18 protein-coding genes are annotated in these 24,955 nt (G+C 66.7%); 3 read left to right on the top strand and 15 right to left on the bottom strand.

Annotated features, from left to right (window positions below; genetic code table 11):
- Positions 1 to 133 precede the first annotated feature (133 nt).
- A complete protein-coding gene (gene glf, locus ISF28_RS02490; protein WP_198115536.1) occupies positions 134 to 1,288 on the top strand; it encodes a UDP-galactopyranose mutase in 1,155 nt (384 codons plus the stop codon).
- Positions 1,289 to 1,387: 99 nt separating this feature from the next.
- Here the strand turns inward: glf and ISF28_RS02495 are convergent, their stop codons facing one another.
- The 11 genes from ISF28_RS02495 to uxaC all read right to left on the bottom strand — a co-directional run bounded on the left by ISF28_RS02495 (position 1,388) and on the right by uxaC (position 17,725).
- Positions 1,388 to 3,313 (bottom strand): glycoside hydrolase family 97 protein, encoded by a 1,926-nt coding sequence (locus ISF28_RS02495; RefSeq protein ID WP_198115537.1) that lies wholly within the window; start codon positions 3,311 to 3,313, stop codon positions 1,388 to 1,390.
- A gap of 11 nt (positions 3,314 to 3,324) precedes the next feature.
- A complete protein-coding gene (locus ISF28_RS02500; protein WP_198115538.1) occupies positions 3,325 to 4,860 on the bottom strand; it encodes an alpha-L-fucosidase in 1,536 nt (511 codons plus the stop codon).
- Between the two features lie 120 nt (positions 4,861 to 4,980).
- Positions 4,981 to 7,101, bottom strand: a complete 2,121-nt coding sequence (locus ISF28_RS02505) for an alpha-L-rhamnosidase-related protein (RefSeq protein ID WP_198115539.1) — start codon at positions 7,099 to 7,101, stop codon at positions 4,981 to 4,983.
- Between the two features lie 154 nt (positions 7,102 to 7,255).
- On the bottom strand, positions 7,256 to 8,497 hold the full coding sequence (locus ISF28_RS02510; RefSeq protein ID WP_198115540.1) for a glycosyltransferase family 1 protein: 1,242 nt from the start codon (positions 8,495 to 8,497) through the stop codon (positions 7,256 to 7,258).
- Positions 8,498 to 8,800: 303 nt separating this feature from the next.
- The gene (locus ISF28_RS02515; RefSeq protein WP_198115541.1) at positions 8,801 to 10,045 is read right to left on the bottom strand and encodes a DUF2863 family protein; all 1,245 of its coding nucleotides are present in this window, start codon (positions 10,043 to 10,045) and stop codon (positions 8,801 to 8,803) included.
- 85 nt (positions 10,046 to 10,130) lie between these two features.
- Positions 10,131 to 10,856, bottom strand: coding sequence for a GntR family transcriptional regulator (locus ISF28_RS02520; RefSeq protein WP_229518815.1), 726 nt, complete (start codon positions 10,854 to 10,856; stop codon positions 10,131 to 10,133).
- 42 nt (positions 10,857 to 10,898) lie between these two features.
- Positions 10,899 to 11,837 carry a 2-dehydro-3-deoxygluconokinase gene (kdgK, locus tag ISF28_RS02525; protein WP_198115542.1) on the bottom strand — a complete coding sequence of 313 codons (939 nt, stop codon included), beginning with the start codon at positions 11,835 to 11,837 and terminating at the stop codon, positions 10,899 to 10,901.
- A 43-nt stretch (positions 11,838 to 11,880) separates the two neighbouring features.
- Complete coding sequence (locus ISF28_RS02530) at positions 11,881 to 13,176, bottom strand: MFS transporter (protein ID WP_198115543.1); 1,296 nt, start codon at positions 13,174 to 13,176, stop codon at positions 11,881 to 11,883.
- Between the two features lie 104 nt (positions 13,177 to 13,280).
- On the bottom strand, positions 13,281 to 14,708 hold the full coding sequence (locus tag ISF28_RS02535) for a tagaturonate reductase (RefSeq protein ID WP_198115544.1): 1,428 nt from the start codon (positions 14,706 to 14,708) through the stop codon (positions 13,281 to 13,283).
- Between the two features lie 13 nt (positions 14,709 to 14,721).
- Positions 14,722 to 16,320: a UxaA family hydrolase gene (locus ISF28_RS02540; protein WP_198115545.1), complete on the bottom strand. Its 1,599-nt coding sequence runs from the start codon at positions 16,318 to 16,320 to the stop codon at positions 14,722 to 14,724.
- A 10-nt stretch (positions 16,321 to 16,330) separates the two neighbouring features.
- Complete coding sequence (uxaC, locus tag ISF28_RS02545) at positions 16,331 to 17,725, bottom strand: glucuronate isomerase (RefSeq protein WP_198115546.1); 1,395 nt, start codon at positions 17,723 to 17,725, stop codon at positions 16,331 to 16,333.
- 174 nt (positions 17,726 to 17,899) lie between these two features.
- Here uxaC and ISF28_RS02550 point away from each other — a divergent pair, with 174 nt between their 5' ends.
- Positions 17,900 to 19,192: an NCS2 family permease gene (locus ISF28_RS02550; protein ID WP_198115547.1), complete on the top strand. Its 1,293-nt coding sequence runs from the start codon at positions 17,900 to 17,902 to the stop codon at positions 19,190 to 19,192.
- Here the strand turns inward: ISF28_RS02550 and ISF28_RS02555 are convergent.
- The gene (locus tag ISF28_RS02555; protein ID WP_198115548.1) at positions 19,177 to 21,846 is read right to left on the bottom strand and encodes a GGDEF/EAL domain-containing response regulator; all 2,670 of its coding nucleotides are present in this window, start codon (positions 21,844 to 21,846) and stop codon (positions 19,177 to 19,179) included. The two genes, ISF28_RS02550 and ISF28_RS02555, sit on opposite strands and share 16 nt — an antisense overlap.
- A 294-nt stretch (positions 21,847 to 22,140) precedes the next feature.
- A complete protein-coding gene (locus ISF28_RS02560; protein WP_229518816.1) occupies positions 22,141 to 22,827 on the bottom strand; it encodes a response regulator in 687 nt (228 codons plus the stop codon).
- A 255-nt stretch (positions 22,828 to 23,082) separates the two neighbouring features.
- On the opposite strand from ISF28_RS02560, the gene ISF28_RS02565 reads away from it, so the two are divergent.
- Positions 23,083 to 23,874 (top strand): DUF481 domain-containing protein, encoded by a 792-nt coding sequence (locus ISF28_RS02565; RefSeq protein WP_229518817.1) that lies wholly within the window; start codon positions 23,083 to 23,085, stop codon positions 23,872 to 23,874.
- 52 nt (positions 23,875 to 23,926) lie between these two features.
- On the opposite strand, the gene ISF28_RS02570 is transcribed toward ISF28_RS02565, so the two are convergent.
- Positions 23,927 to 24,418 carry a hypothetical protein gene (locus ISF28_RS02570; protein ID WP_198115551.1) on the bottom strand — a complete coding sequence of 164 codons (492 nt, stop codon included), beginning with the start codon at positions 24,416 to 24,418 and terminating at the stop codon, positions 23,927 to 23,929.
- A gap of 119 nt (positions 24,419 to 24,537) precedes the next feature.
- Positions 24,538 to 24,948, bottom strand: a complete 411-nt coding sequence (locus tag ISF28_RS02575) for a GFA family protein (protein ID WP_198115552.1) — start codon at positions 24,946 to 24,948, stop codon at positions 24,538 to 24,540.
- Positions 24,949 to 24,955 lie beyond the last annotated feature (7 nt).

Genomic DNA, 24,955 nt, shown 5'->3' on the forward strand with positions numbered 1-24,955 from the left:
GGCACTATATTTCACATTCCTACCGTTCTGTAACCGTAAGTCCACGGTGTTTACGCATGAACTTTAGGCTCGAGAAAGCGCATGCCGGGCAGCGCCTGCCGCGCCGGCAGAGATAAACACACAGGATACGCGCATGAAAAAAAATATTGCCATCGTCGGTGCTGGATTTTCCGGGGCTGTCATCGCCAATCAACTGGCCCATGCGGGCTACAACGTCGAGATCTTCGAAGCGCGCGACCATATCGCGGGCAATTGCCATTCGGAGCGCGACAGCGAAACAGGCGTCATGGTCCACGTCTATGGACCGCATATTTTCCACACCGATAACGAACGGGCCTGGGAATTCGTGAACCGTTTCTCCGAATTCAAGCCCTACGTGAACCGCGTCAAGGCAATCACGAACGGCCGCGTGTTCACCTTGCCGATCAACCTCCTGACCATCAACCAGTTCTTCGGCAAGACGTTCCGGCCGGCGGAAGCCCAGGCCTTCATCCAGTCGCTGGGCGACAAGTCGATCGAGAGTCCGGCCACGTTCGAGGAACAGGCGTTGCGCTTCGTCGGCCGCGAGCTGTACGAAGCCTTCTTCAAGACCTATACGATGAAGCAATGGGGGCTGCATCCGAGCGAACTGCCCGCCAGCATCCTGAAGCGCCTGCCCGTGCGCTTCAATTACGACGACAATTACTTCAACCACAAATACCAGGGCATGCCGGCGAACGGCTACACGGCGCTCGTGGAAAACGTCCTCAAGGTGCCCGGCATCACCGTGCACCTGGGCACGCGCTTCGATCCGTCTGCCAAGTCCGATTACGACCACGTGTTCTACAGCGGCCCGATCGACGCCTGGTTCAACCATGTGGAAGGCCGCCTGCCCTACCGCACCCTGGATTTCGAAGTGTTCCGCGACATCGGGGATTACCAGGGCAATGCCGTCATCAACTACTGCGACGATGCGAAGTCCTACACGCGCATCACGGAGCACAAGCATTTCTCGCCGTGGGAACAGCACGAGCGCACGGTCTGCTACATGGAATACAGCCGCCAGTGCGAGGAAAACGACACGCCGTATTATCCGATCCGCCAGGCGCGCGAAAAGGCGCAGCTGGAAAAATACGTGAACCTGGCGCGCAACGAGACCAACGTCACCTTCGTCGGCCGTCTCGGCACGTATCGCTACCTCGACATGGACGTCACGATCCACGAAGCCTTGCTGACCTCGGACAAATTCCTCGAGGCGGCGCGCGAGAAGGTGCGGATGCCCGCGTTCGCGATCGATCCGCTGGCCTGACGCGCCGCCGAAACGTCGCTCTGGCGAACGCCAGAGCCCAAGTTTGCATGCGTCGACATGCAACCAGCTTGGGCCCCTGCCTTCGCAGGGGCGACGGTGTTACTGCTTGCGTTCCAGGATGACCGTCGCGCCGCCGGCCGGCGCCAGCGTCAGGGTCAGGCCGCCCTTCGCCGTGACGTCCTGCTCGCGGCGCTTGACGTCGTTCGGCGTGGCGCCGTCTTCCCAGATCGTGGCACGGTAACGCCCGGCCGGCAGGAAGTCCAGGGCGACCTGCTTCGTCGTCGCGGCATCGTCCGCCGACATCGCGCCGACGTACCACGTCTTGCCGAGCCGGCGTGCGAGCACGATGTCCCGGCCCGGTTCGCCTGCCAGGTAACGGGTCTCGTCCCACGCCGTCGGGACGCGGCGGATGAAGTCGAAGCCGGGGGCGTCGCGGTAGGCGTCCGGATCGTCCGAGACCATCTGCAGGGGGCTGTCGTACACGACGTATTTCGCCAGTTCCTGGCCGCGGGTGTTCTGGGTGAACGGCAGCACGGCGCGCACCTGGAACGTGCCCGGGGTGCCGTTGCGGAAGCCGCCCGGCGTGTAATCCATCGGTCCGGCCAGCATGCGCGTGTACGGCAGCATCAGGTTGTGCTCCGGGGTGACGGTCTTCTTCATCTTGTCCCACTCGGCGCCCAGCACGCCTTCCTGCGTGATGAAGTTCGGATAGGTGCGTTCCAGGCCCGCCGGGATGTACGCCGCGTGCAGATCCAGCAGCAGGTGGCGCTTGGCCGTGCCGGCCGCGACGCGTTGATAAAAGTCGACCATGTCCTGGTCGTCGCGCCCCATGAAGTCGATCTTGACGCCCTTGATGCCCCAGCGCGCATAGGTGTCCAGGACCTCGTCCATGCGCGACTTCACGTGTTCCCAGTGGGCCCACAGGATCAGGCCGACGCCCTTGTCCTTCGCGTAGCGCACGAGCGCCGGCATGTCGATGCCTTCGGCCGCGCGGGTGATGTCCGTCGTCGGCAACGCGTCGCAGCAACCGCCGCTGCCCAGCGCCCAGCCGGCGTCGATCAGGTAGTACGGGAATCCGGAAGCGGCGGCGAAGTCGATGTAGCGGCGGTAAGCCGCCATGTCCGGCTTCATGCCCGCCAGCGGACCCGACCACCAGTCCCATGCCGCCTTGCCGGGTTTCACCCAGCTGAAATCGCCCTGCGGCGCCGGGTTCAGGTTGCCGACCAGGTTGGACGCGATCAGGTCGCCGGGCCGGTTGCCCAGCATGACGACGCGCCAGGCCGTGCGCAACCCGCCCTGCGACGCGTACACGGGCGCGGCACGGCCCGGTATGCCCGACAGCTGCACATGCAGGCCCGTGCCCTCGTGCCGCAACGACGCGCCGGTATAGCCGTCCAGGTAAGCCTGGGTGATCGCGAAGGTGGTGTTCCCCGACGGCATGGTGCACACGACGGGCACGTCGTAGCCCTGCTGGTCGGACAGCTCGGACAGCTTGTGACGCGTGAACTGCACCTCATGCGCGCCCTGCGCTTCCGAGATCAGGCATGCCGGATCGCCGGCCGGCACGAAGGCCGTCTTTTCGCCGCGCAGGCGCACCGGCGCGCTGCCCTCGATGCGGTAGCGGAACGCGACGCCGTCGTCGTAGGCGCGGACGTCGATGAGCAGGCGGCGGGCCGGGTCCGTCCGGTCGCGGAAGGCGAGCGTGGCGCCGCGGTAATGGTCACGCGCAACGGACGCCTTCGTGGCGACCAGGGGAATCTTGCGGTCCACGGCGGTCCTGCCGACCTTTTCCAGTTCGAGCGCGCCGAACTGGGGCGAACCGTCGAATTCGAGGCCCAGCGGCGAGTCGGCGATCACCGTTTCGCCGCCGCGCGTCACCGTGTAGCTGGCGCCGTCCGGCGCGATGCGGATCGCTGCCTTGCCGTCCGGCGAGGTCACCGTGACGGGGCCGGCGGGCGCGGCATGGGCCGCGCCGTTCAGGGCGGCCAGCATCGCCGCGGCCAATGTCAACATTCTCGTGTTCATGGGTTGTCTCTTCAGAAATCGATCTTGAAACTGGACGCGATCGCCGTCGGCAGGCTGGCCGGCAGGTCGATCACGAGCGCATCGTCCTGCTGCTGCCAGTGCAGCGCCGCGGTCGCGCCCAGCAGCGACACCGACTTGACCGGCCGCGTTTCCAGCCCGGCCCGCGCGCCCAGCGAGGCAATGCGTACCTGGCCCTTCGGCTCGCCCAGCGTGATGGCGTACAGCGCGCCGTTCTTGGTCGTGAAGCGGATGTCGCTCGCGGTGTAGGCGGCGTTTTCCTTGAAGGCGCCGGACTCCAGCTTCGTCGGGCCTTCGCCGAAGATCTTCCACGGCCGCGTGCCGTAGATGGCATCGCCGTTGACCTTCATCCAGGCAGCCATCTCGTCGAGGAAGGTGCGCGACTCGGGCGGCAGGCTGCCGTCCGGATACTGCACCACGTTGAGGAGCAGGTTGCCGTTCTTGCTGACGATGTCCGCCAGCATGTACACGACGTCCTGCGTCGTCTTGTACTTGTACCCCTCGCTGTAGAACCAGTCGCCCATCGACGTGTCGGTCTGCCACGGCAGCGGCTGGATGCCGTTCATGACGCCTCGTTCGACGTCCTGCACGCCGGCTTTCGGCAGGAATTCGCCGGAACCGAAGTTCTTGTGGTTGTACACGGCTTCGAGCTTGCCGTGGTGGGTCTTGATGTTGTCGTTATAGAAGTTGGCGAGCAGGGTCCTGCCGGTCAGGCCGAACGGGATGCCGCCGTCCGAGTACAGCAAATCCGGCTTGTAGTGCGTGACCAGATCGGTGATGCGATTGAACCACTCCTGGTGGAACGCGGTGTTCTTCGTGTACCACTTCGCGCCGGGGCCGAAGATTTCGTCGTGCGGCGTGTGGTACAGGTCCTGGTATTTCGGATCGGCGCCGTCGTACGGCACGCCGAGCTCCGGGAAGACTTCGTCGTGCCCGTGGCTCGTGCCGAACCAGCCGTAGCTGGCGCCCAGGTGCTCGGACACGCCGAAACGCAGGCCGGCCTTGCGGGCCGCCTTTTCCCAGGCGCCGACGATATCGCGGTGCGGCCCCATCTTGACGGCGTTCCAGCGGTGGTATTTCGAATCCCACAGGTCGAAATTGTCGTGGTGGACGCCCATGCTGACGAAATACTTGGCGCCAGCCTTGGCGTACAGGGCCATCAGGGCGTCCGGATCGAATTTTTCCGCCTTCCACAAGGGGATGATGTCCTTGTAGCCGAACTTGCTCGGGTGGCCATAATGCTTGAGGTGATGCTCGTACTGCGGCGTGCCGTAGATGTACATATTGCGCGCATACCAGTCGCCGGCGCGCGGCACGGACTGCGGTCCCCAGTGCGCCCAGATGCCGAACTTGGCATCGCGGAACCATTCGGGGGTTTCGTACTTATTCAGCGACGCCGGGTCGGCGGTGAACGGGCCGGCGATATGCGTGAGCTTGACGGGCGGGCCGGCCTTGTCGGCGGCGTGGGCCAGCGGGTTGCAAAGCAAGCCGCAAAGGGCCAAGGCGGAGGTGAGCGCAAGACGGGACATGAGGTCTCCAGGGTTTTTAATTTATAATGTACTTTCCGAATTATAAATGCACCCTTAGAGCCCGGCAACACGTTTCCGCGACCGGGCCCCGAACCTACCCGCGGGGCAGCCCCGCCATCGTCATTCCGTCCGTGTGACCATCACCGTCTTCCCGCCTTCCAGCGGCAGCTCGTAGCTGCGCTCACCCACCTGGCGGATCGTGCCGGCGTCGGCGTGCGGCGGCGTCGTGCTCGTGAAGCGCAGCACGCCCTGCCCCGCGGCCGCCGTCACCTCGATCCGTCTGGTGTCGGCGTACACGGCGATGTCGCCGTGCGGCGTCGGCACCTTCCCTTCGATCCATTGCAGGCCGCCCAGGGCGGGCGCCACGACGTAGGCCGCGTATCCCGGCTGCGTCGGCCGCACGCCGAGATAGTATTTGCCGAGCAGGTACAAAGGACTCGCGCCCCACGCGTGGCACAGGCTCTTGCCGAACGGCTTGCCGTACATGGCGTAGCGCGCGGCACCCTGCTCGTTGGGGTCGTACTGCTCCCAGAAGCACGTGGCTCCGGCACGCAGCATGCCGCCCCAGTAATCCTTGATCTGGCCCGTGACATAGGCCTGTTCTCCGCTTTCCGCCAGGGCCGCCAGTTCGTAGAACCGCATGTACGGGGTCGTGATCTTGGGCACCTTGTCGCTCATGAGCACGTCCCGGCGGATCGCGGCCGCCTGCCTGTCGTCCAGGTAGCCGAACAGCAGCGCGAACATGTTCGGATGGCGCGTGACGAGGGGATTCAACCGGCCGTCCTTGCGGGCGTGGACGAACACCTGGCGCCGCGGGTCCCAGAACGTCGCCATGATCTTCGCCTTGAGGTCCGTCGCCAGGCGGCGGTAGGTGGCGGCCTTCGCGTCGTCGTGCACGAGCGTCGCGCAATCGGCCATCGCGTCCAGGCTGCGCGCGAACAAGAGCTGGATGACGGCCAGCTCGCCATCCTTCGGCATGTCGGCCCAGTCGACGAAGACCCAGTCGCCCGGCAGGCCTGCCAGCATGCCGTCGGCGTCGCGCCGTCCCAGCACGAAATCCATCAGCGTCACCATGCGCGGGTAGATGCTTTTCACGAAGTCGGCGTCGGCCGTGTACTGGTAATAGTCGCGGATGCTGATGAACCAGTACAGCGAATAGTCCAGGATCGTGTTGATGTGCATGTCGACCGGGTCGGCGCCCCGCAGCGCCCACGTGGTCCGCTTGACGGTATCGGCGTCGAAGAACGCGTAATAATTCATCAGATAGGCCTGGACGGCGTCGCCGGACCAGACCCAATGGTCGCGCTTGATGCCGTCGGTGAAGAATTCGCGCGTGTTCAATGCCAGCGTGCGCTGCGCCACGTCCCAGATGCGGTTCAATTCTTCGTCCGAACTGTGGAACGTGCCGCGGTGCGCGAGCGGCAGGTATTCGTACCGCAGGGACACGTCTCCGACGCTCACGTCCCCATCCGCCTGGATGTTCACGTAGCGCAGCGCGCGCGACGTCGGGGCCGTGACGTCGCCGTGGGCGGCATCGATCGTGACCGTGTCCAGGGTCTCGGCGCCCGCCGCCGACAGCGCTTCCTCGCGCGATTCGCCGTAGGTCAAGGTCACGCGGCCGCTGCCGCTGACGTTCCTGAGCTTGACGAAGCCGATCGTCTCGCGGCCGAAGTCGACGAGGATGGAGCGCCCTGCCCGCTGCACGCTGACGGGCTGCACGTCGCGCGTGGGCAACCGGAAGCGGGACGGCGCCTGCGCGGCCGTGTCGAGATTCCAGCGGGCGGCGTGGACGGTCGAGGCCACGTTCGGCCGCGGGCCGACGGTCCACCCGTCGTCGGAGCGGATCGTCCGGCCCAGCACGTACACGGCCGGCGGCGACACGGCATTGTAGACCTGGATGTTGAGCGCATGCTTGCCGGCGGGGACGTGGATGTGGCGCTGGTCGCCGTGGACGAAGCGCCCGTCGATGGCGACGTTGTACGTGCCTTCGACGGTGACGTCGACGTCTTCCGGCGCCGCCAGGTCCACCTGGCGCATGAAGTTGACCTGCGGTTGATGGCTGTACAGGCGCCAGAACGGCGGCCAGGCGACGTCGCGTTCGACGCGCTGGACCTGCATCTTGTTGCTCAGCCAGATTTCGAAGTCGCCCGGATACCAGATCCAGGTCGCCGTGCCTTGCGCGCCCGCGCGGCCGCACACGAGGGCGAGCAGGAGCGTGATGAAGAGTGTAGGGATTCGCATCGCGCGATTGTATCGATAACAATCGCGCGCAGCGGGAAATGCCGAAAATAATCAGCGGGTTGCGTCTTTTCTTGCGCAATTAACGTGATGCATCACGGCGACGACAGCGCCCGCACCTGGCGGCGCGGGACGCTTCGCCGGCGGGCGGCTGGACTCAGCCGGCCGCCTTCGCCATGCCGTCCTTCGGCGGCGTCATGCGCGCGGCCAGCGCCGCGATCGGCAGCGGGTTCACGTTCTCGGCATTGACGACGTCGTCGAAGTCCGCCTCTTCCGCGCGGGCGATGAAGCGCTGCGCCTTGTTGCTGGGCGCGGTGGTCTGGATCAACTCGTGCATCTTCGCCGCCGTCTTGTGCCAGGACGTGTTCGCGACGATGGCGCGCATGCGCTCCGTCAGCGCCGCTTGCTGCGCCGGGGTCATCGCCAGCATGCGTTCGCAGGCGGCGATGAATTTGTCCGGCGTGTCGGCGATGGCGACGACGTCGCCGTACGGCACCTTCACGTCCGTGATCGGGGTGCTGACGGACGGCAGTTCGGCCGCCATGTACTCCAGCACCTTGGTCGGGCTGATGAACCTGGTCGATTCGTTCAGCGCGAACGGCAGCAGGCAGACGTCCCAGCCGGCGAGGAATTGCGGCAGCTGCTCGTACGTGCGCTGTCCCATGTAGTGGATGTTGTGCGCGCGCGGCAAGTTGGCCGGGTCGATCTTGACCACGGGGCCCACGAGCACGATCTGCCATTCCGGGCGCGCCGCGGCCACCTGGCGCACGAGCTCCGTGTCGAAGCGTTCGTCGATGACGCCGTAGAAACCGAGGCGCGGGCGCGCCAGGTGTTCCTGCTCCGGGTGGCTGTAGCCGCGGTCCAGCGCCTGCTGGAAGTGCCTGGCGTCGACGCTGCTCGAGAAGCAGTGCGCGTTGGCGTGGCGCTCGCGCTTGGACTGGTACAGGCTCGGGCCGCCCGTGAAGCACAGGTCGGCGATGTTCAGCAGCGCATTTTCGCGCTGCAGCAGCTGCTTGGGGGCGTTCTTGAAGGCCGCCAGTTCGTCCATGCAGTCGTAGATGACGAGCGCCGGGTCGAAGCCTTGCAGCAGCGGCAGGGCCATCGGCGTGTAGAACCAGACGACGGGACGTTCGCCTTCCGGGACGAGGTCCGCCAGCAGCGTCTGCAGCGTGGGGATCTGGTCGTCGTGGAAGCCGGCTGCCTGGATGCCGGTATGCGGCTGGCACACCGTGATGTTCGGCGCGACGGCCGTCTTCTTCAGGTGCGCCTGCCCCGCGTCGTACACCGGTTCCTCGACAAACAGGATCCGGTAGTGTTCCGCCAGGCGAGTCATGAGGTGCTGGGGGCGCTGGAAGACGAAGTCCCAGCGCAGATGGCAAAACACGATCAGGGTCGGCATGTTGATTTCCTTTCGCCTTGGGGCGTTCTAGTTGATCTGGATTCAAGGTCCGCCACGGATGCGCCGATGCTTGAACAACACCGACAGATCAAGTGCCGGACCAGTGAATCGTATCATGCAAAATTCTTAATATTTTCATTTATGCATTGCAATATTGGCATGAGGAAATGTGTCGAACGGAATACGGTCCGGGTCTCCCTAGGAGAGCTCGTCAGAGTGCTCAACCATGTAGGTTCCCTCCTACGCGGACGCAAGAAAATACACTACGAAGTCGCCTCATCTACGCTTGCGCGGCGCCGCGGCTCAGGCCGAAAGATAGGGTTCCGCGTCTTCCGGTTCGCCGCCCGCGTCGAACCCGCGGGCCAGCAGCACGCCGTCCAGGCCGGCCGTGCCCAGCGCGTCGCACAGGTCGGCCAGCTCGGTTTCCAGGTCGGCGGCCAGGTCCAGCGGCTTGTCGACGGTGGCGAGCGGCGCGCCGCCGTCCAGCGGGTACAGGTTGACGCGCAGCACCGGCTCGCCGTTCGCCTCGACCGGCGCGACGACGGCCTTGATGCGTTCGGGCGCGCGCTGTTGCTCGTCCAGGCGCTGATTGATTTCGGCCAGGGTGGCCAGCATGGCCAGCTCGGCCACACCCTGCTCCTTGGCGCCGAAGAACAGGTCCTGGTACAGGAAGTTCAGCTCGACGTCGCCCGGGTGGCTCGACAGGCAGCGCTGCAGCAGCGGCGCGACGCTGCCGGCCCACATGCGATAGCGCGCCATCCGGCCCTCGAAATAGGCGTCCGCGGCCGCCTCGTCGGCGGGCACATGGTAAAACGGGTCGCCGGCCGCCTTCAGCGCGAAGCCGAGCAGGAAGCGCAATTCCATCGCCTCGTCGTCCGGCTCGTAGTCGCCGCCGATCCAGGGCCGCATGCTCGCTTCGATGGCGGGCGTGGGCACGAGCTTGCGCGAACGCAGCGCCTGCGCGGCTTCCCGCAGCATCTCCTGCAGGTCGCTGTAGCGGATGCGGTCGACGGCGTCCAGGTCGTACACGTGGCGCACGAGGACGATCCGGGTGCCCGCGCTGGCCAAGCCGGCCTGGCGGAAGCTGTCCATCAGGGCTTCGAAATCGGCGTCGTCGCGGAACACCTCGTCCTGGTCGATCCCGCCGGTGCTGTGCACGAACAGCGGAATCATGAAGGCGTCGATCTCGAGTTCCGCGTCATCGTCGCCCCGTACGTGCAACGTCGCGGCTTCTTCCTCGACGCGCTCGCGCAGCAACCGGCAGCAATCGGCGTCCGTGTAGCGGGCCACTTCGATGGCGCCGACGAGCACGTCGTCGTGCTTGCGCCGCAGCAGGCGCCGGATCAGCACCGTCAAGTCTTGCCGCCGGGCGGAGAGCTGGGCCGCGTCGGCGGACTCGCGCTCGGTGATCTCGAGCGCCAGGTCGACGAGATTCTGGGCCAGTTCGTCGGGCTCCGCTTCCGCCGGCTTGGCCGGCTTGCCGGGTTTCCTCCCTTTGCGGATGGGTTGGGCCGACGGGCCCTTGGCCGGGCGCTTGTTGTTGGGCATGGCTGACTTCATAAGAGTGGACAAGTCGCCATGGTAGCAAATCGGTCGCGCGGCACCCAAACGCCCGCGCGCCCAAAAAGCGCCCTCAGCGGGCGGGCCGCACGTCGATGTGCGTCGTGAAGAATTCCGGCCGCAGCTTGCGGGTGATCTCGAGCACCGGCATCACGTGGTCGAGGTGTTCGCGCATGGCGGCGACGGCGCGGGCCGGGTCGCGCGCCTCGACGGCGTCGACGACGGCCCGGTGCTCTTCCAGCACCCCGGCCATGCGGCCTTCCAGCGGCAGCGTGAGCTGTCGGTAGCGGTCCATCTGCGTCTTGGCCTGCTGGATGATCGGCCACACGCCCGGATAGCCCGACAGCTCGGTCAGCAGCGCGTGGAAGCGCTCGTCCGTGCGGTGGAAGGTGGCGAAGTCGTTGGCGGTGATGGCGGCTTCCTGCTCGGCCAGGATCGCGCGCAGGCGCGCCACGTCCTCCGGGCCGACCCGCCCCGCCGCCTTTTCGATGATCGCCGTCTCCAGCGCGTGGCGCACGAGGTTGGCTTCCTCCAGCGCGTCCAGCGGGATGCGGGCGACGAACGTGCCCGAGCGCGGCACGATCTCGATCAGGCCTTCGTCGGCCAGGCGCTGCACGGCCTCGTGCACGGGGGTGCGGCTCGTGCCGAATTCCTCGGCGATGTCGCGCTCCACGACGCGCGCGCCCGGCAGCATGTTCATTTCGACGATCCGCCGGCGCAGGCACAGGTAGACGCGGCGCGACGCGCTCATGCCGCTCTCGGCGTCGATCTCGGGAATGGGTGGAGGTTGCGTGTTCATGGTCGGAAGTGTAGCGAAACTCGGTCGTGCCGTGGGCCGCGTTCAGTCGCGCGGCATCGCGTCGCGGGGGATGATCGCGCCGCGGTGGCGGATGACGGTCCCGGCCAGGCGGTGCCCGGCGCGCGCCGCGTCCTCCGGGCCTTTGCCGGACAGCCTGGCCGCCATGTAGGCCGCGCCGAACGAATCGCCGGCCGCGGTCGTGTCGACCACGTCCTTCACGGGCGCCGGCGCCACCTCGTGCAGGCGCCCGTCGTGCCAGACGACGCACGGCGCGGCGCCGCACTTGACGACCACTTCGCCCACGCCCAGCGTGCGCGTGCGTTCGACCACGCCGGCGGCGTCGGCCGGGCCGTACAGCGCGACCTCGTCGTCCAGCGTGAGCAGCGCGATGTCCGCGTGCGCGAGCGCGCGGCCGTAGACGTCCCGCGCCGTCTCCGCGTCCTCCCACAGGCGCGGACGGTAGTTGTTGTCGAAGACGACGGTGCCGCCGGCCGCGCGGCACCGGGCCAGCGTTGCGATCAGAAGGTCGCGGTCGGCGGGCGACAGGATCGCCAGGCTGATGCCCGACAAATAGACCATGCGCGCTTCGGCCAGTTGCGCGAGCACGCGGCCGGCGTCCGGCGCTTCCAGCCAGTGACGCGCGGCCGAGTCGCGGCGCCAGTAGTGAAAGCGGCGTTCGCCGTCCGGGTCCGTCTCGATCATGTAGATGCCCGGCAGCCGGTCCGGCAGGCGCTGCACGCAGTCCGTGGCGATGCCTTCGCGCTCCCACGCGGCCAGCATCTCGGCCGACATGCCGTCCGTGCCGAGTCCCGTCACGTACGCGACCTGGGCGAGTGCCGGATCGAGCAGGCGCGCCATGTACACGGCCGTGTTCAGGGTGTCGCCGCCGAAGCGGTAATCCATCGCGGGGTGCTCGCCTTGCGCACTCTTCTGCAGTTCGATCATGCATTCGCCGATCGCGTAGACGGTGTGTGCTGCCATCGTATGTCCTTGTCGTGCGTGTGGGTTGTCTGGGCCGCAGAGTTTACCGGATGTCGGCCGCGGCCGGGGCATCCGTTTGCAGGGCGGGCCGCGGACCGTTCGTGCGGACCATGGTCCAGACGACGATCGCCGCCAGCAGGTCGAACACGGCCAGCACGACGAACATCGGGCTGTACCCCACGTGCGTGACCACGATGCCGAACAACAGCGTGAACAGCGTCGCCCCCAGGTAGCCGGACATGCCGGCGAGACCCGTCGCCGTCGCCACCTCGTGCTTGCCGAAGACGTCCGACGTGATCGCGTACAGCGCGCCGGACAAGGTCTGGTGCGCGAACCCGCCGACGCACAGCAGCGCGATCGCGGCATAGGGACTCGCCACCAGGCCGATGCAGCCCGGCCCGATCATGCACAGCGAGCCGAATGCCATCACCCACTTGCGCGAGGCGAACAGCGACACCTTCATGTGCCGGTGCACGAACGGCGACAGATAGCCGCCCAGCACGCAGCCGATGTCCGCCGCGAGGAACGGCAGCCACGCGAACGCGGCGATCTCCTTCAGGTCCATGTGCCGCTCCGTCGCCATGTACAGCGGGATCCACGCGTTGAACGTCTGCCAGGCCGGCTCGGACAGGAAGCGCGGGATCGCGATCGACCAGAAATTCCGGCTGCGCACGATGTCGCGCCACGACGCCTTAGCCGCGCCGTCCTGGTGCCTGGCTTCCTGGCCGGCGAGGATGTAGTCGCGCTCCGCGTCCGACAGCAGCTTCTGGTCGCGCGGGTGCTTGTAGAACACCATCCACAGCAGGGTCCACGCGGCGCCCAGCACGCCGACGATGACGAACGCCCACTGCCAGCCCGCGTGCAGGATCGCCCACACGACCAGCGGCGGCGCGCACAGTGCGCCGATCGACGAGCCGATGTTGAACCAGCCGATGGCGACCGAGCGCTCCCTGGCGGGAAACCATTCCGTCGTCGCTTTCACCCCGGCCGGGATGCCGGCCGCCTCCGTCAGGCCCAGCAGGCCGCGGAAGAACGCCATGCTCTGCCAGCCGGACGCCAGCGCGGCACCGGCGCAGGCCAGCGACCACGCGAACGCGAACACGGCGAAGCCGATCTTGGTGCCGGTCGCGTCCAGCACGAAGCCGGCGACCGGCTGCATGACGGCGTAGCAGATCTGCCACGCGACGACGATGTACGAATACTGCTTCGTGTCGATGTGCAGGTCGGCCATCATGGTCGGCGCCGCGACGGACAACGTGTTGCGGGCCAGGTAGTTGACGATCAGGCCGAGCGTGACCAGCCCGACCATCCACCAGCGCATGCCTTTCGGCTTGTTCATGCTTGTCTCCTGCTTGATGGCGCCCGCCATTCGGGCGCGCACGGTCCCGGGCCGTCGGGCGCGGCGCGCCCTCGGCCTTCTTCTGTCGATTGATACTTCTCGGATTACTTCAGCAGCGCGCGGATGCCCTGCCCTTCGATGCCCTGCAAGTCGGCGGCCAGTTGCGCGGCCAGTCCCGGCACGCCGTTCAGGTCCCGGCCCCACAGTGCCGCGTTCGCGAGCCAGCCGCGGGCCAGGTCGTCCAGCGTCCAGGCGCCCGTGCCGACCTTGTCCCAGCCGGCGCGGAACCACGCGAGCGTGGCCGCATCGTCGGCGAGGTCGATCACGCCGCCGCGGTACAGCACCATCGTCGCGGCCATGGCCAGCACGAGGCGGCGCGGCAGACGGCCGTCGTGCAGTTCCGCGAAGCGCAGCAGCTGCGGCATGACGCGCGCGGCGAACTTGCTCCAGCTGTTCAGCGCGATCGATGCGAGCCGGTGGTAGATCGCCGGGTTGCGGAAGCGAAGCAGCACGTCGGCGGCAAACGCTTCCAGCTCCGCACGGTCCATCTCCAGCGCCGGGATGATCTCCTCGGCGATGGCGGCGCGCAGGAAGGCGCCCACTTGTTCGTCGTCGACGGCCGGGCCGACGGCTTCCAGGCCGGCCAGCAGGGCGACCGGCACGAGGGTCGTGTGGCCGCCGTTCAGGATGCCGACCTTGCGCTTCTTGTACGGCGTGATGTCGTCGACGAGCTTCACGTTCAAGCCGCTGCCCGCCAGCTTGAGTTCGGCGCCGACCGAGGCCGGGCCCTGGATCACGAACAGGTAGTAATATTCGGCCGCCACGAGGAACGGGTCGGCATAGCCCAGTTCCTGCTCGATCTGCGCGGCGTCCGCGGACGGGTAGCCGGTGACGATGCGGTCGACGAGCGTGTTGCAGAACGTGCAGGCGTCGCCGATCCAGGCCGCGAAGCCGGCCGGCAGCTCCCACAGGCGCGCGTAATGCAGCACGGCGTTCTTCAGCGCGTCGCCGTTCTTGTCGATCAGTTCGCACGGCAGCAGGATCAGGCCCTTGTCCTGCGCCCCGTCGAATGCCAGGTAGCGCGCGAACAGCAACTGCGTGAGCTTGGCGGGGAACGTGAACGGCGGCGCGTCGGCCTGGCGGTCGGTGTCGTTGGTCGTGATGCCCGCTTCCGTCGTGTTCGAGACGACGAAGCGCAGGTCCGGATTGCCGGCTTGGGCGAGGTAGTCGCCGTACATCGTGGACGGGTCGATCTCGCGCTGCACGCATTCGACCTTGCGGTAGGCCTTGACGGGCTGGCCCGCTTCGTCCAGGCCGCGCACGAGGACGGTGAACAGGCCGTCCTGCACGTCCAGCAGCGGCGCGCTCGAGCCGCCGCGCGGGCGCACGACGACGACGCCGGCGTCGAGGCCCGTGCGTTCGTTGAGCAGGTCGATTTGCCAGTCGAAGAAGCCGCGCATGAAGTTGCCCTGGCCGAACTGGAGGATCTTGACGGGCAGCGCGAACGGGGCGGTGCGGCGGAGTTGGTTCATGGTCGGTCTTTCTTTACAGTGAAATATCGCGTTTCCAGAAGATGAAATCGTACTGCTGCAGGCGGTCGGCCTTGCATTTGTACTTGCCGGCGGCAGTGTCCACCACCATGGCGAACAGGCCTTTCGCCACGTCCGGCAGCGGCTCGCCTTCGATGATCGGGCCGCAGTCGTAGTCGATCAGGTCCGAAAGCTTCGCCGCCACGCGGCTGTTGCTGGAGATTTTCAGCACGGGCACGATCGGATTGCCGGTCGGCGTGCCGAGGCCCGTCGAGAACAGCACGACGTTCGCGCCCGAGGCCACCATGCCGGTGACGGATTCGACGTCGCCGCCCGGGGTGCACAGCAGCGCGAGGCCCTGCTTGTCGGTCTGCTCGCCGTAGTCGAGCACCGAGACGATCGGCGACGTGCCGCCCTTCTTCGCGGCGCCCGCCGATTTCATCGCGTCCGTGATCAGGCCGTCGCGGATGTTGCCGGGGCTCGGGTTGTCGGCGAAATGCGTGCCGACGGCCAGCGCGCGCTGTTCGAAGTCGCGCATCATGCCGAGGAAGCGGCGCTTGTCGTCGTCCTCGACGCAGCGCTCGATCAGGCTCGCTTCCACGCCGCACAGTTCCGGGAACTCGGCCAGGATCGACGAGCCGCCCACCGCGACGACCATGTCCGAGACATAGCCCATCGCCGGGTTGGCGGAGATGCCCGAGAAGCCGTCCGAGCCGCCGCACTTGACGCCGATCTTCAGGTGCGACAGCGGCACCGGCCGGCGCTGCACCTTGTTCGCTTCCTTCAGGTGCGCCAGCGTGTCCTGCAGCACCGCCTTCATCATCTTGTCTTCGCTGTCCCACTGCTGCTGCTCGTAGATCAGCACGGGCTTGTCGTAGTTCGGGTTCTGCTTGGCGAGGGCGTCCTTGAACATGGCGATCTGCGCGTTCTGGCAGCCCAGCGAGAACACGGTGATGCCGGCCACGTTCGGGTGGTCGGCGTAGGCGGACAGGATCTTGCACAGCGAGCGCGCATCCGCGCGGGTGCCGCCGCAGCCGCCGTTGTGCGTGATGATGCGCACGCCGTCCACGTTCGGGAACGGCCGCACGACCGGCTTGGGTGTCTCCATGTCCTCGCCCAGCAGCTGGAACGTGAGCGAGGCGAGATCGTTGGTCGAATAGCCCAGCGGGCCCTCGAGGGCATTGCGCAGGTGCTCGACGTTGCGGTTCTCGCAGAACACGAGCGGGAAGATCAGCCAGTAGTTCGCCGTGCCCACGCGGCCGTCCGCGCGCACGACGCCGTCGAACGTCGTTCCCTGCAGGTCCGACACGTCCGGCGGGGTCCAGGTGTAAGGCTTGCTTTCGCCGATCTCGACCTCCGACGCGTAATGCGCCAGGTTGTCGGTCGTGACGGCCTCGCCCTTGCGAATGGGCTGCGTGGCCTTGCCGACGACGACGCCGTACATCGTCAGCAGGTCGCCTTCGGCGAAGGCGCGGCGCGCCAGCTTGTGCTTGGTCTTGACCTTTGTTCCGACGAGGATGCTCTCCCCGTTCCACGTCACGACATCACCCGGCGCCAGGTCGGTCAGGGCGACCAGCATGCTGTCGTCCGGGTGAATGCAGATTACTTTTTGCATGTTTGCCCAATCAGAGCTTGAAATAGTTCTTGGCGTTTTCGTAGCAGATGCCGCGCACGATGGTCGCCAGCGCATCGTAGTCTTCCGGGTATTCGCCGGCGGCGACCCATTCGCCCAGCTGGCGGCACACGAGGCGGCGGAAGTAGTCGTGGCGCGGATAGGAGGCGAAGCTGCGCGAGTCGGTCACCATGCCGACGAAGATGCCCAGCACGGAATGGTTGCCGAAGGCGAGGATCTGGTTCAGGTTGCCGAGCTTGTGGTCGTTGAACCACCAGGCCGGGCCGAACTGCACCTTGCCGGCCACGCTGCCGTCCTGGAAATTACCGATCATCGTCGACAGCACTTCGTTCATCGCGGGGTTCAGGTTGAACAACATCGTCTTCGGCAACTGCTTGTTCGCGTCCAGCGCGGACAGCAGCGCCACCAGGCCGTTACTGGTCGTCATGTCCGAGATCGAATCGAAACCGGTGTCCGGGCCCAGGGTTTCCAGCATACGCTGGTTATTGTTGCGCATGGCGCCGATGTGGAAGCACATCGTCCAGTCGAACTTTGCGTAGACGGCGCCGATCGCCTCCAGCAGGCCGCGCAAATATTGCGCCTGTTCGAGGTCGCCCAGCAGCTCGCCCTTCATCCGTTTCGCGAACAGGCCTTCCAGCTGGCCGGCCGTCGCGGCGACGGTGGGCAGCGGAATGTCGATCGCGTGGTCCGAAATACGGCCGCCGCGCGCATGGAAGTATTCCACACGGTTGGCCAGCGCGGCGATCAACGACGTGAACGAATCGATCTTCACGCCCGCCACGTCGGCCAGGCGCGCGACGTACTCGGCGAAGCCCGGGTTATTGATGCGCATGGCCTTGTCCGGACGGTAGGCCGGCAGCACGCGGGTCTTCAGGCTGGAGCGCGCGATTTCCGCGTGCTGCAGCAGGTCGTCGGCCGGGTCGTCCGTCGTGCAGGCGATTTCCACCTTGGCCTGCTCCAGGAAGGTCCACGTGTCCATGCCGGCCAGCTTCGCATTCGCCTGCTCCCAGATCGCCTCGGCGTTCTTTTCGTTGATGACCAGGTCGATGCCGAAGATGCGGCGCAGCTCCAGGTGGCTCCAGTGGTAGATCGGGTTGCCGATCGCGAGCGGCAGCACCTTGCAGAAGGCCAGGAATTTTTCCTTGTCCGAGCGGTCGCCCGTGCAATACTCCTCCGGCACGCCCGCCGTGCGCATCAGGCGCCATTTGTAGTGGTCGCCGCCCAGCCACAGCTCGGCGATGTTGCGGAAGGTCTTGCGCTCGGCGATCTCGCCCTGCTGCAGGTGCGAATGGTAGTCGATGACCGGCAGGCCGGCGGCGACGTCGTGGTACAGCTTGCGGGCCACGTCGGTGGTGAGGAGGAAGTCCTGGTCCATGAAGGCGGTCATGTCGTGTAGCTCCTAGGTAGCGGTTCTGATATATCAGAATGGTAGGCCTAATATATTACCAGCGCAAGGACTTTGTGGCTTCGCCGGGCCCGGCGCGAATGGTATGCTTCGCCCACCGGCCGGTGATGCAGGGATGCAACGCCTGCGGCCATCACGACAACAAGGAGCCACAGAATGCTCGAATCCCTATTCAAATTGCGCCAGAGCGGCACCAACACGCGCACGGAGATCCAGGCCGGCGTCACCACGTTCCTGACGATGGCCTACATCATCTTCGTCAACCCCACGATCCTCGGCGACGCCGGCATGCCCAAGGATGCCGTGTTCGTCGCCACCTGCCTCGTGGCCGCGCTGGGCAGCCTGGTGATGGGGCTGTACGCGAACTATCCGATCGCGATGGCGCCCGGCATGGGCCTGAACGCCTACTTCGCCTACGCCGTCGTGCTGGGCACGAAGGTGCCCTGGCAGGCGGCGCTGGGCGCCGTGTTCGTGTCGGGCTGCCTGTTCATCCTCGTCTCCGTGTTCGGCCTGCGCGCGCTGATCGTCAACGGCATCTCGCGCTCGCTGCGCGTGGCCATCACGGTCGGCCTGGGCATGTTCCTCGCGCTCATCGCCTTCAAGAGCGCCGGCATCGTCGTGGCCAGTCCGGCGACCCTCGTGCAGGCGGGCGACCTGCACAAGCCGGAGGCCATCATGGCCGTCTTCGGCTTCCTGCTGATCGTCACCCTGGACCGCCTGAAGGTGCGCGGCGCGATCCTGATCGGCATCGTCGCGGTGACCATCCTCTCCTTCTTCTTCGGCGGGAACACGTTCCACGGCCTCGTGTCGGCGCCGCCGTCGATCGCGCCGACCTTCATGCACCTGGACGTCAAGGGCGCTTTCGGCGTCGGCATCCTGAACGTGGTGCTCGTGTTCTTCCTCGTGGAGTTGTTCGACGCGACCGGCACGCTGATGGGCGTCGCCAGCCGCGCGGGCCTGCTCGTGGAAGGCAAGATGGAACGCCTGAACAAGGCGCTGCTGGCCGACAGCGCGGCCATCGTCGCCGGGTCCATGCTGGGCACGTCGAGCACGACGGCCTATATCGAAAGCGCGGCCGGCGTGCAAGCCGGCGGCCGCACGGGCCTGACGGCGCTGACGGTGGCCGTCCTGTTCCTCGCCTGCCTGTTCATCGCCCCGCTGGCCGGCGTGGTGCCGGCCTACGCGACGGCGCCCGCGCTGCTGTTCGTCGCCTGCCTGATGCTGCGCGACCTCGGCGACATCGAGTGGAACGACACGACGGAGGCCGTACCGGCCGCCATCACCGCGCTCGTGATCCCGTTCACGTACTCGATCGCGGAAGGCATCGCGTTCGGCTTCATCACGTATGCCGCGCTGAAGCTGACGACGGGCCGCGCGCGCGAGGTCAAGCCGGTGATCTGGGTGATCGCCGCCCTCTTCGCCTTCAAGATCGTCTACATCGGCGCTTGATGCGCGGCGGCGGCCGGCACCTGTCCGGTCGCCAGCATCGCGGCGAATTTCTCCGCCGGCACCGCGGGGCTGAACAGCCAGCCCTGAACGAGGTCGCATCCCAGGTCCGCCAGCAACCGCAGCTGGCCGGCCGTCTCCACCCCTTCCGCCACCACCGACAGGCGCAGGCCGTGGGCCATCGTGATGACGGCCCGCGCGATCGCGAGGTCGGCGGCGTCCGACTCCAGGTCTTGCACGAAGGACCGGTCCAGTTTCAGGCGGTCGACCGGAAAGCGCTTCAGGTAGTTGAGGTTCGAATAGCCGGTGCCGAAATCGTCGATGGCGAGCCGGATGCCGATGGCTTTCAACCGGGCCAGCAGCGTGAAGCTCTTGTCGGCGTCGGCCATCGAGGCGCTTTCCGTCAGCTCCAGCTCCAGCAGGTCCGGCTCGAGCGTGCAATCGTCGAGCACGCGCTGCACGGTGACGAGGATCTGTTCGTCGAACTGGCGCGCCGACAGGTTCACGGCCACGGGCACGACGGGCAGGCCCGCGCTGCGCCACGCGTGCAGCTGGGAACAGACCTGGTGCAGCACCCATTCGCCGATCTCCAGGATCAGTCCCGACTCTTCGGCCAGCGGAATGAACACGGACGGCGGGACGAATCCGCGCTCCGGATGGCGCCAGCGCAGCAGCGCCTCGGCGCTGGCGATGGCGCCGCCGTCGATGGTGATCTGGGGCTGGTAATGGAGTTCCAGCTCGCCCCGTTCGAGGGCGCGGCGCAGGCTGCTTTCGAGCTTGAAGCGGTCGTTGGCGTCCTGGTTGAGTTCCGGACGCCAGAACGCGTAACGCTGGCCGACGCCGTCCGCCGCCTGGCGCAGCGCCGTTTCCGCGCCCCTGGCCAGCGTTTCGTAGGCAACGCCGTCGGTCGGATAGATCGCGATGCCGAGCGCCGGATCGAGGTGGAACTCCTCCCGCTCGTACGCGTACGGCGCGCCGAGTGCGGCCAGCACGCGGCGCGCGCCGGCGGCCAGTTCGTCGGTGTCGTCACGCACCAGCACGAGGCCGAACGCGCCTTCGGAAAAGCGCGCGATGAAGTCGAGCGCGCCCACGTCGCGCAGGCGCGCCGCCGCCTCCTGCAGGATCGCCTGCTCCGCGCCCGGGCCGAGCGCTTCGCGGATCAGCGCCATGCGGCCGAAGCGCAGCAGCATGAAGCCGAGGATGCGGTCGTCGGCCTTGGCCTGCGCCTTCATCCGGCGCAGGCGCTCGCGCAACAGGTCGCGGTTCGGCAGCCCGGTGACGGCGTCGTAGTTGCTGGCATAGTGCAGGCGCTGTTCGGCGCCGCGCAGCTCGGTGACGTCGATGCCGGCCGCCAGGACGAATTCCACGCTGCCGTCTTCGCGCCGCAGCAGCGTGTGCGTCCACGCGATGCTGCGCGTGCGGCCGTCCGGCGTGCGCCATTCGCCCTGCAGGCGCTGTGGCGGCGGCCCGCCGGCCAGGCCGGCGAACACCCGGCGCACGATGTCCGGTTCGTCGGCGCCGCGCATCACTTCCCAGCAGCGCCGGCCCAGCGCCTGGTCGGCGCGCCAGCCCAGCGATTCCTCGCAGGCGCGGTTGAACGTCACGATGCGCCCGTCCGGATCGGTCAGCAGCACCAACGTGCCGGCCGTTTCGACGACGGCGGACAGGCGGTTGCGTTCCGAGCGCAGGTCCGCCGTCCGTTCGACGACGAGGGCCTCCGCGCGCGTGTACAGGCGCGCGCGCTCGAGCGCGAGGGCGACCTGGTGCGCGACGGCGTCGAGCAGCCTGCGTTCGTCGGCGCCGAACATGTCCGGCCACGCACGCACGTGCAGCACGCCGAGGCGGCGCTCGCCCGCGCACAGCGGCAGGCACACGCATGCCGGATCGTCCACCGCGCCGCCGTGCGCGCACCGGCAGGCGTCGGCGGCGGGCGCGCCGCCGCGCTGGGCGAGCAGGCGCAGGGTGCCGTCGGCCGTGGCGGCGCTGATGGCGACACCCGCGAGCGCCGGGACGTGCTGCAGGTGCTCGAGCGCCGCGTGGGCGACGTCCGCTTCGCCGGCGGCCTCGTTGAGCGCGCCCGCGATGCGGCCCAGCAGCCCGAGCGAGTCGACCATCCGCGCGAGGTCGCGGCGCTGGGCGTCCAGTTCCGCGTTCAGGCGCAGCGCCTCGTCGTGGGTGGCGACGAGCAGTTCGTAGATGTGGCGCCGTTCGTCCGCCATCACTTCCAGCGGCCGCGCCGGGTCGCCCGCGTCGCGGCTGCCCAGGATGCGGCGCACGCGGCCGCGCAACTGGCCGGCGTCGTAGGCCTTGCGCAGGAAGCCGTCCGCGCCCGCCTCCAGGCTGCGCACGATGTCCTGCAGGCTCGTCAGCCGGGTGAGCAGCAGGACTGGCACGGCGGCGAGCACGGGGTCGTCCTTGAGGGCGCGGCACAGCGCATAGCCGTCCATGCCGGGCATGGCGATGTCGCTGATGACCAGGTCGGGCGTCCGGGCGCGCGCGGCGTCCAGGGCGGCTTCGCCGTCGAGGGCGATCCGCACGCGGCAATCGGGCTCCTGTTCCAGCTGCCGGGCGATGTGCTCGGCCTGGGTCGGGCTGTCCTCGGCCACGAGGATGTCGTAGAACCGGCCGGACTGGTCTCTCTCGTGCGTTGTTGTCATCTTCTCAGTGATCGAATGCAGTCGGTGGCCGGTGCAGCGCACACCCCGGCCGTAAAATTGCATTGATATTAGCTAAGATGGCTAACCATTAACATTCGTTGTCGTTGCCGCCCGACGCCCGACCGTCTTTACTTCTGCAGGGCCCGCACCCGGTTTCACACGGATCTCCCAGCGGGAGGCGCTCGGCGATGCCCGCTACGACACAATTTCGCCCCCGACATCTGTCGCGAATTTTATGACAGGCACCCGTTTACATTGTTGCCACATGGCAACGCATCCGAGCGCCCGGACGGGTCAGCCGGCCAGGCCGTGCTGCAGCGCGTAGCGGATCAGGGCCGCGTTCGTCGACAGGCCCATCTTGCGGAAGATGCGGCTGCGATAAGTATTGACGGAACTGATGCTGATCCCGAGCTCGGCCGCGACCTGCTTGATCTGCAGGCCGGCGCCGATGAGGGAGACGATCTCCGACTCGCGCGGCGTCAGGCAGTGGTGCGGCGGCCGTGAACGTGGGCGCGCCTCGTCCGCCAGCAAGGTGCCGACGCGCGGCCCCAGCCAGGTGCCCCCACCCGCCGCGCGCCGCACGGCCTCGACCAGTTCGGCGGACGCCATGGTCTTGGAAACATAGCCGAGCGCACCGGCCCGCAACGCGGCCAATGCATAACGTTCCTCGGGATGCATGCTGAGGATGACGACCCGCAGGTCGGGAAAATGGCGCCGCAATTCGGCGAGACCGTCCAGCCCGTCATAGTCGGGCAACGTCAAGTCCAGGATCACGACGTCTGGGTGAACCTGGGCGATGAGGGCGATCGCTTGCTTCAAGTCTGCGGCTTCACCGACGATTTTTAGGTCGGTGCAGGGCCGTACGATCTTCTTGATTCCTTCGCGGATCAATTCATGATCGTCGGCGATGACTAGCCTGATCACTGTGCTTCCTTCAATGCATTCAATACATTCACGCCGGTATGTTGGCAAAGCAAGCATTCTAGGCAATGTAGGCGCAGAATTGCAAACACAATCATTGAGCAGTTAACAATTGCGTGATTTTTCTGTGCGATTCTATCGGCTCCCCACCGGTGCATATGTAAAATTTCCGCGTGAAAGTATTTCGTCCGGCGCTTTAGGCTACAATGTCGCCTCCGCCGCCGGACCCCGCGGCGGACGACCCGTGAACGACAGGCTGTGCATCGCTCCCGACGGCGACGGCATGCAGCCGTACAGATGCCTATGAAATCTCTGATGCTTTGTGTGCTGGCCCTGTCCAGCGCCGGGGCGGCGGTGGCCGCTCCGGACGATATGGCCGACAGCGTGCCGTCGTCCAGTTACTTCACCCAGGCGCCCACGACGGCGATACCGGAAGGCAGCAACTGGTACACGTCGGCCGAGCTCGGCGCCATCACGACGTCCGGCAATACCGAAGGCACCTCCGTGTCCGGCAAGATCGATGCGCGGCACGAAACGGCCAACTGGAGCAACGAGTACATCGTCAGCGGATTTTTCAAGGAAGACGTCAATCACAACAACGACGGCTCGACGACGCGCACGCGTTCGGCGGAGCGTTATTCCGTGTCGGCCAAGGCGGCGTTCAAGCTGCTGGAAGACGGCAACCGCGCCTTCCTGCTGGGCTCGCATGTGAACGATAAATTCGGCGCCTACACCCGTTATTCGTCGATCGGCATCGGTTACGGCACCCGGTTGCTCAAGCGCGACAACGAGACGGTCGACGTCGAGGTGGGTCCTGGCTATTTCCACGGCGAGAATGCGGCGGGCGATAGCGAAGCCGGCGTGACCGTGCGCGGCGCCGCGCAGCTGCGCTGGCGCGTGAGCCCGTCCGCGGCGCTTTCCCAGAGCGTGAGCGTGGAGCGCGGCACGTCGAACATGCATTCGATCGCCGAGACGGCGCTGTCCACCAAGATCAACGACACGATGCAGATGAAGGCCGCGTTCAGCGCGCGCAACGATACGAACGTGCCGGAAACCAAGAAGAACACGGATACGCAGACGTCGTTGACGCTCGTCTATTCGTTCTGATCCACAAAAGAAACGGCCGGGCGGTCCCGGCCGTCATGGGGCGCCCGCCCGCTTATTTCATCAGGATCCGGCCCGACAACTGGATCGTGCCCTGCCCCGTCGTCATGTCCTCGCCGCCCGTCATGTCGCCGCCGCCGCTGGCCTTGGCGTAGCGGCCCGTGCCGCCCGTGACCTGGAACGTGGCGCCGCTGAACACGAATTTGGTCCCCTCGCCCGTCGGCACGAACTGGCCGCTGTAGTTGGCGAAGATCAGTTCGCCGGTCAACGTCGTGATGAGGAATTTGCCGTTGCTGAACGTGTACGTGGTGCCGTTCGGCGTGATGCAGTCGCTGGCGAGGAAGGTGACCTTGCCGACCTGGGAACTGATGCCGAAGCCCAGGATGGTGCCGCCGAAGTTCGATGCGCAGCGGGCGGACGGGCCCGGGATTTCCTGCAGCACGCCGGACAGCTTGAAGTCCTTGTACGTGGCCGAGTCGGCGGAAGCGCACAGCGTGGCGGACATCAGGACGGCACCGGTGGCAAGACGCAGGACAGACTTGAACATGAAGTTCTCCGTGTAAATTGATAGAACTTCATTTTAACGATTTGCTATCGAATCGTGCGTGCTGTTGTGTATTTTATTGTAATTGTATTGCGCATGCGACAAACAGTGTGGCATCGGCATCAAGCGTGGCCGCTCTCCTTGCGTGTCCGTGGGTAACGTGGCAGGGCGTCCGCCAGGTGCAACCAGCGCACCCGCTGCGCGTAAAACGTGTGGTCGGCCGGAGGGAGGGCGTCCGGGTCATCCAGGCTGCACGTGGTGACGTCGATCTCGTCCGGCACGCCGTCGCTGTGCCACGTCAGCTGCGTGCCGCAACGGGCGCAGAACAGGCGTTCGACGCCGGGACTGGACGGATTGACGGCCGGGGTGCCGCGGGTCCAGCGCAGCGCGTCCTTGCGCACGCTGAACCACGCGAGGGCGGGCGCGCCGCTGGCGCGGCGGCAATCGACGCAATGGCACAAGGTCTGGTGGAACGATTCCCCCGACGCCTCGTAGCGCACCGCGCCGCACATGCATCCGCCCGTGAGTCCCATCGCCTTC

Source organism: Massilia rhizosphaerae (assembly GCF_016093545.1).
Classification (GTDB): domain Bacteria; phylum Pseudomonadota; class Gammaproteobacteria; order Burkholderiales; family Burkholderiaceae_D; genus Telluria; species Telluria rhizosphaerae.